This is a genomic window from Amphibacillus sediminis NBRC 103570 (genome assembly GCF_001552275.1).
GTDB lineage: Bacteria > Bacillota > Bacilli > Bacillales > Amphibacillaceae > Amphibacillus_B > Amphibacillus_B sediminis.
On record NZ_BCQW01000049.1, the window covers coordinates 1 to 6,812 of the forward strand.

A 6,812-nucleotide genomic window follows, 5' to 3' on the forward strand; every position below is an offset into this window, starting at 1 on the left:
TACATTCGTGATTATTTCGTTTATATGTGACCCTTTGGTCCATGAATTATTTTATCATTTTGCAAGACTTATAGGTTTCCACTTTAATGATTACTTTGGGATCAATTTACTATTTTGATTACCAAAACAGGATAAATAACGTATTTTATTCACCGTTGATATTTTGATCTAAGATGAGTAGTAGAAGTTTAAACTTATATTTTGTAGATGATCATTGCTGAATGATAATCAGTGTTGACTTCACCGTAAGGATAGCTGTTATATTTTATGTCGATTAATTCAAATGACGGTTTACTCTGCACAGTTTCTAAAAAGTTATTAATGGCTTCTTCTAAATTTGTCACATATTGATCATCAAATAATTTTACTCTATACAATTTTCCCTCTCCTCCCTTTCACTTCAATATTTTATCAGGAAATCCCTTTAGGATGCTAGAATGAAGGGCTAAATTAATAAATATAAAGCATACAGGATAGCTACCGTATAACATATTAATTCAAAAATCACTTTACTCTCAAATTTTCTTTTATTGATAAACAGGTTCATCCCAAAATGGACCAACCCTATTTACGTCCATGTTAATAATACTGAGCCCTTGTACAACCTTCGTGCTATATACAACCAAAAACAAATAGAAAATAGGAAAAAGGCAGGCAATAATAGTTTTTACCATGTCAAGATCAATTCTCTCTATAAACTATTATTTTTCATATTTTCATCTTTTCACCAGTTTCCTTAATTATACTATAATTAATCAACTAACGATTTTTAAAGTAAAAAAAGATAAATCCTCCTCATCCAAGTTTCACTGTTAGCTTATATTAATTTTTCTTTCCCTTTCAAAACTAGACGTGCACAAATGTGGATCTTTTTTGGATATTAACGTTCTAAAGAAGAACAGAAAGCGAACTGATAAGAAAGATAGTCTTCCTTAAGTAGGATAAAAAACGTATACAAGGCTATAAAATGCTTTGTTAGACGTTCATGCTAAAAATCCAAGAGCAATTAAGTTACTCGTAAGTAAGTATAACCATAGACATGTATGGTCAGGTCCTACAAAATTGGTGAGAAAAGTGCTGCTAATCACTTTAATAATTTATTTAAAAAAGGATAAATGATCCCCAAGATAAAACACCACCTTTTCACAATCACAAAAAACCTTACAACCATTGAGGGTGTAAGGTTTTAGCTAACGTCCCAGGAGAGATTCGAACTCCCGACCCACGGCTTAGAAGGCCGTTGCTCTATCCAGCTGAGCTACTGGGACATGGAGCGGGTGAAGGGAATCGAACCCTCGTCATCAGCTTGGAAGGCTGAGGTTTTACCATTAAACTACACCCGCAACACAATATGTATACTTATTTTACTCTTTAAAATCCCTTAGCCATAAGGGATATCGCTTTGTTACTTTCACACTTTTTAGCAATCATCTGTAACAGACAAGATTTATTATAGTGATTTTTGCTCTAAATGTCAATCATTTTTTAGAATAAAACCACTTAAAAACATTAAAATAGCCAGCTAAACTAGCTTCGTGAGCTAAGCCAAAGGCTTAACTCACATGAAGCTTCTAAGCTAGTGTTGTACTAAAAGCTAAGTCCTCTACCTCTTGTCCATTTAAACGATAAAAATGCACGTAATATTCATTGGTGTCATTCCATTCGAGAATGGCATAAGTCTCTTCTCGACGTCCACGTGGTAAGCGAATACTACCAGGATTGATGACGAGCTGATTACCAATCTGGTTAGCTGCGGCTATGTGTGAGTGCCCATGGCAGATGATTTTGGCATCTAATTCGCTGGCTCGATATGTAATCGGTGTTAAGGTCATTTTAACGTTATGTAGGTGACCATGTGCGATAAAAAATCTAACGCCTTGGACAGTGATAACTCGTTCATCTGGGTAATTAGGATCGTAATCACAATTCCCTGCTACTTTTTGAAAGCCTGCCATTTCTGATTGGCTATAATCAAGCTCAGAATCACCGCAGTGAATCATTTGGTCAACCTTCCCTTGATAGAATTGCTTGATCTGTACAAGTTCCTGTTGCCAGCCATGGCTGTCACTTACGATTAAAACGCTTGGCATTGCTCGTTTCCCCTCTCTCCACTAAAGTTTTAATGACTGAGCTAGTTTTTTAAGGGCTTGTCCTCGATGACTTATTGCGTTTTTTTTCGCTGGTGATAATTGTGCCATTGTCCGATTTTCACCTTCTGGAATAAAAATCGGATCATAGCCAAAGCCATTTTCACCAACTGGCTCTGTTGTAATTGTCCCACGACAGTAACCATGTTCAACAATGGTGTCTTGACCTGGTTGAGCTAGTGCAAGTGCACAAACAAATTGTGCTGTTCGATCTATCGCATCAATTCCCCTCAATTCTGCTAACACTTTGTCAATATTCTTCTGATCGTTTTTTTCTAAGCCAGCATATCTTGCCGAATAAACACCAGGTGCGCCATTTAAGGCATCAATCGCAAGACCTGAATCATCTGCAACTACAGGAATTTGCAGCAGATCAGCAATTGTTTCAGCCTTTAGGACAGCATTTTGCTCAAATGTTTCCCCTGTTTCTTCAACATCGGCTATAGGTTGATCTAAGTCAAGTAATGAGATAACCTCAGTATTCTGCGCTTGAAAAAGCTGCCTGAAATCGGCAACTTTTCCTTCATTCTTGGTGGCAATTAGAATTTTATTCATACCCTACTCCTTCTTGTCTTCCAGCAGTTGTGCAAATTCTGCCAGTGCTTCTTTTTGAATCATAAAAATTTGCTGAATGCCTTGATCGGCTAGTTCAAGCATTTGTTGTAATTGTGCATGACTGAAGGTTGACTCTTCACCTGTTCCCTGTACCTCAACAAATTCACCAGCACCAGTCATCACAATATTCATATCAACATTTGCTTCTGAATCCTCAACATATTCCAAGTCTAATACAGCCTCACCATCGGGCATAATCCCGACTGAAATGGCAGCCAAATAGGTCGTGATTGGCATGTCTGTAATCGTCTTTTCTTTAATAAGCTTCCCTATCGCTAAAGTCATTGCAACAAAAGCACCGGTGATTGAAGCTGTTCGTGTACCACCATCGGCCTGAATAACATCACAATCAATCCAGATGGTGCGCTCTCCTAGCTTTTCAAGATCAACAACCGCTCTTAAAGCACGACCAATTAAACGTTGGATTTCCATTGTACGGCCAGATACTTTCCCTTTTGATGATTCACGAATATTACGCTGTTCGGTTGCACGAGGTAGCATCGCATACTCAGCGGTTATCCAGCCTTTACCTTGTCCACGCATAAATGGCGGTACTCGATCCTCAATACTGGCATTGCAAATCACCTTGGTATCTCCAACAGTGATTAAGACAGATCCTTCCGCATGCTTAATAAAATCGGTCTCTATTGTCATTGGGCGTAATTGATCTATCCCCCGATTATTTGGTCTCATTATCTATCGTCCTCCTTCATTCCACGATCCTATCGTAACATATTTTGAGCCAATTGGTTACATCCATGCTAAGATTCATTAATTTTTTAAATCATCTTTAAACTTTTCATTGCTTGGTCAATGTTTTATAAAGCTAAAAAAAATAAAGCTGAGTGCGGACTCAGCTTATAAGCTTCCGGTAGGGACAAAGGTATCACGACTGACTGGCTCACTATATGGCACCCCATGCTCGTTAAAAATTTGTTCAACATTCTCGACTGTGATCGAAACTGCTGACACCTCCGGCTGATCGGTCAATGTCAACACGAGGGTTTCAATCACCTCATCGGCAATGTATGCTTCATTTACATCGGCTAAGATTTCCTCTGTAAATTCGATTGACAACACTCCATCATCTGATGTTGTTACTTCTAATACGTCCACGTTTGGATTAAAAACATGGAGCAAATTCGTTTCAAAGGCTGGTCCATCAAGCAAAGCTTGGACGATAGCCTGATTAAGATCACCGTCTTTCACTTCAACATGCTGTGTTACGGGAACGTAGTAAAAGTTTGAGCCGAGTTGAGCGGGGTAATATACAGTTACAGCTTCACTGTTTAATAAGTCAATCCCATCAACTGACATGAAATTAATCCCGTTTGACCGCGAATAACCGTCGAACATTGGCGTTCCATTTACAGGCATTTCATTTTGTTCAAAGCCATTGACCCAGAGCTTTACTTTTTCCACATTATCAAATTGTGTCAATGTGTAAGTGAGGGCTTCAATAATTTGTTGCTCCTTATCGGCCTGATAGTTTTTAAATTCTTCAGACAGATCAACAACTAAAGTGCCGTTCTCTTGCAAGTTAAGTCCTAGCACCTCTGTCCCTGCAGGTAGTACAGCCTCAAATCCGTTTGGTAGTAATTCCATTACAGGGCCATCTTGAACTAAATATTCTAGTACTTGGGCTGCTACGCCATTTGATTCTATTTTGGGTAGCTCTACTGTTTGCGGAACGACTATGCCCGCTTCACTTAATAAAAAAAGTTGACGCGAAACGGTTTCCTGTGAGGAACTATTGCTGTCAACCTCATCCTCAGGTTGCTCTTCTCCTTGATCGTCTGATTGATTTTGATCGATTGGTGCGTCTATATCGTCCGAGGTTTTCTCTGAATTGAATAAACCACATCCTGATACCAAAAATAAGCCTGCGATCAACAATAGCATTAGACTAATTGATCTTATTGTTGCTCTTCTCCCCATGCCACGACCTCCTCAGATGGTTTGTACTAATATGTATACGAGCCCTCTGAGAGAATTAGACCTGTGAGTAATAAAAAATCAGTTGATTTTAAGCATAATGTCGTATTCTTTTTTGAATAGGAATTAGACAAGTATTAGCTTGTTCGTTAAACAAGCGATTTATTTAATAGAAAATAGACTATCTAAGAATCCTAATATTGATTCGTTAAGTGGCTTGGCAGTTTTAATATTGAGTAGGAGGGCAGCATTAATTGATTATCCGACCTCTTACACTACCGTACGTACGGGTTCGTATCCTGCGGTTCAATTTCATAGTAAGCATGTACTTTTATTACTGCCAAGCTTGTAATAGACAATAGACTTTCACGACCAAGTAATCCCTCATGTTGGCTAGACCACCAAAAAAAGTAGTACAGATGCTCTGCACTACTTTCTGGTTTGATCAATCGCAATTTGCTCGATATATTTAACGGGATAATCCATCCATTGATTGGCAATATGTTCAAATAATCCTGGTGATCCTGTCGTGTAAAAACGATGTTCAGGTAGACGTTCACCCTCATAGTTTATTTGTTGATAACTCATAATCGCACTTACTTCACGAGCTGTCTCAGTGCCTGAAGCTATAATTTCAATTCTGTCGCCCATCACCTTTTTTATCGTTTCTGTTAATAAAGGATAATGCGTGCAACCAAGGATTAAAGTGTCAAGCATAGTATATTGCTTGATCGGTGCTAATGTTTCACTTACAATTTGTTCTGCTGCCATACCCGAAAAAGCTCCACTTTCTACTAAAGGAACAAATTTTGGGCAAGCCAGGTCAAAAATAGAAAGCTCAGATGATATATGATGAAGTGCAATCGGATAAGCCTTACTTTGAATCGTACCTTCTGTACCAATTACACCAATATGCTTTGTTTGCGTCACTTTGATTGCTGCGCGAGCCCCAGGTTCAATAACACCAATTACAGGTATTTCAAGCTGTTGCTGTAATCGCTCCAGTGTGTAAGCCGTGGCGGTATTACAGGCAATCACAAGCATCTTAATTTTCTTTTCCATTAAAAAATCGACCATTTCTAACGTAAAACGTATGACTTCTTCTTGCGGGCGTGGCCCATATGGACAACGCAATGTATCTCCTAAATAAATCAGTTGTTCCTTCGGTAATTGTCTCATGAGCTCACGTGCTACGGTTAGACCACCAACTCCTGAATCAATTACACCAATTGGCTGATCCACAAAACATCCCTCTTTTTCTATCTATTTATGATTAAGATTTGACTTCATCTTTTCTAATAACAATTCAAGCACACTATGAAGCATATCGACCTGTTCACCTGGAACGTCAGCTAGGACTACATTCAAATAGGCTTGTCTCTTCTCGATAACTTCATGAATAATTTCTTTCCCTTCTGGTAGCAGGTGAATTCGGACCACTCGACGATCCTTTTGATCACGTCGTCGCTCTACCAAGTTATTCTTCTCCATCCGATCGACTAAATCGGTTGTCGTACTAAACGCTAAGTTTATTTTATTGGACAGTTCACCAATGGTTAAATCGCCGTCCTCTAATAACCACTGCAACGCAATAAATTGTGGTGTTGTAATCGTATAGTTTTTAAGGATTTCTCGTCCTTTTTGCTTAATAACACCGTTTATATAGCGGATATTCTTTTCAATTTGGGCGATGGGACGGTCAATTAGCTCTTTTTCCACTAGGTCAACTCCTCTCTATATCCACTTCTTTTAAGTATCATAACATTTTTTTTATCATTTCGGGAAATAAAATTTGTCGATAAGCAACGTTGAGCTATTTACCCTTTAAGGTTGCGTTACCTTTTGGCTCAAACAAATAGATATTTACTAGCTTTTTCTATTTTTTGTTCTTTATGACATAAAATCTGATAAACTAGAAATATATTAAGTATAGAAGGTGACTGAAAGGGTTGTCTGATCAAAAACCAACTCAGCTTAAATTAGTGAGGATGGCACTTAAGCATGGCTTATTTATCTATCTGCTAGTTGAGCATGGAGCTGTTTATCGTAATAGATACTTACCGATGGGCAATCAAACGCGCCTAGCATAGTTTAAGAAATTAATCTAAAAAGGGG

Annotated in this window: 8 protein-coding genes and 2 tRNA genes; 1 reads left to right on the forward strand and 9 read right to left on the reverse strand. The window is 38.3% G+C overall.

Translation table 11 applies throughout. The annotated features are described in order from the left end of the window. Window positions 1-194: 194 nt before the first annotated feature. From ASE01S_RS15025 to ASE01S_RS15065, 9 genes are all read right to left on the reverse strand, one after another. Window positions 195-377, reverse strand: coding sequence for a sporulation protein Cse60 (locus ASE01S_RS15025; protein ID WP_067844298.1), 183 nt, complete (start codon window positions 375-377; stop codon window positions 195-197). An 817-nt stretch (window positions 378-1,194) separates the two neighbouring features. Further along, window positions 1,195-1,268: transfer RNA gene (locus tag ASE01S_RS15030), tRNA-Arg, on the reverse strand. Between the two features lies 1 nt (window position 1,269). Then, window positions 1,270-1,343, reverse strand: a tRNA-Gly gene (locus ASE01S_RS15035). Between the two features lie 228 nt (window positions 1,344-1,571). After that, entirely contained in the window at window positions 1,572-2,090 is a 519-nt protein-coding gene (locus tag ASE01S_RS15040) for a metallophosphoesterase (protein ID WP_067844301.1), read from the reverse strand. Window positions 2,091-2,111: 21 nt separating this feature from the next. Beyond that, complete coding sequence (locus ASE01S_RS15045; RefSeq protein ID WP_067844304.1) at window positions 2,112-2,702, reverse strand: XTP/dITP diphosphatase; 591 nt, start codon at window positions 2,700-2,702, stop codon at window positions 2,112-2,114. A 3-nt stretch (window positions 2,703-2,705) separates the two neighbouring features. Then, on the reverse strand, window positions 2,706-3,455 hold the full coding sequence (gene rph / locus ASE01S_RS15050) for a ribonuclease PH (RefSeq protein WP_067844307.1): 750 nt from the start codon (window positions 3,453-3,455) through the stop codon (window positions 2,706-2,708). A gap of 165 nt (window positions 3,456-3,620) precedes the next feature. Beyond that, a complete protein-coding gene (locus ASE01S_RS15055) occupies window positions 3,621-4,700 on the reverse strand; it encodes a GerMN domain-containing protein (protein ID WP_067844310.1) in 1,080 nt (359 codons plus the stop codon). Window positions 4,701-5,126: 426 nt separating this feature from the next. Further along, entirely contained in the window at window positions 5,127-5,939 is an 813-nt protein-coding gene (racE, locus tag ASE01S_RS15060; protein WP_067844313.1) for a glutamate racemase, read from the reverse strand. A 21-nt stretch (window positions 5,940-5,960) separates the two neighbouring features. Next, window positions 5,961-6,416, reverse strand: a complete 456-nt coding sequence (locus ASE01S_RS15065; RefSeq protein WP_067844315.1) for a MarR family winged helix-turn-helix transcriptional regulator — start codon at window positions 6,414-6,416, stop codon at window positions 5,961-5,963. Window positions 6,417-6,646: 230 nt separating this feature from the next. Between ASE01S_RS15065 and ASE01S_RS15940 the strand changes: the two genes are divergently transcribed. Then, window positions 6,647-6,787, forward strand: coding sequence for a hypothetical protein (locus ASE01S_RS15940; RefSeq protein WP_157065246.1), 141 nt, complete (start codon window positions 6,647-6,649; stop codon window positions 6,785-6,787). The last annotated feature ends 25 nt before the right edge of the window (window positions 6,788-6,812 follow it).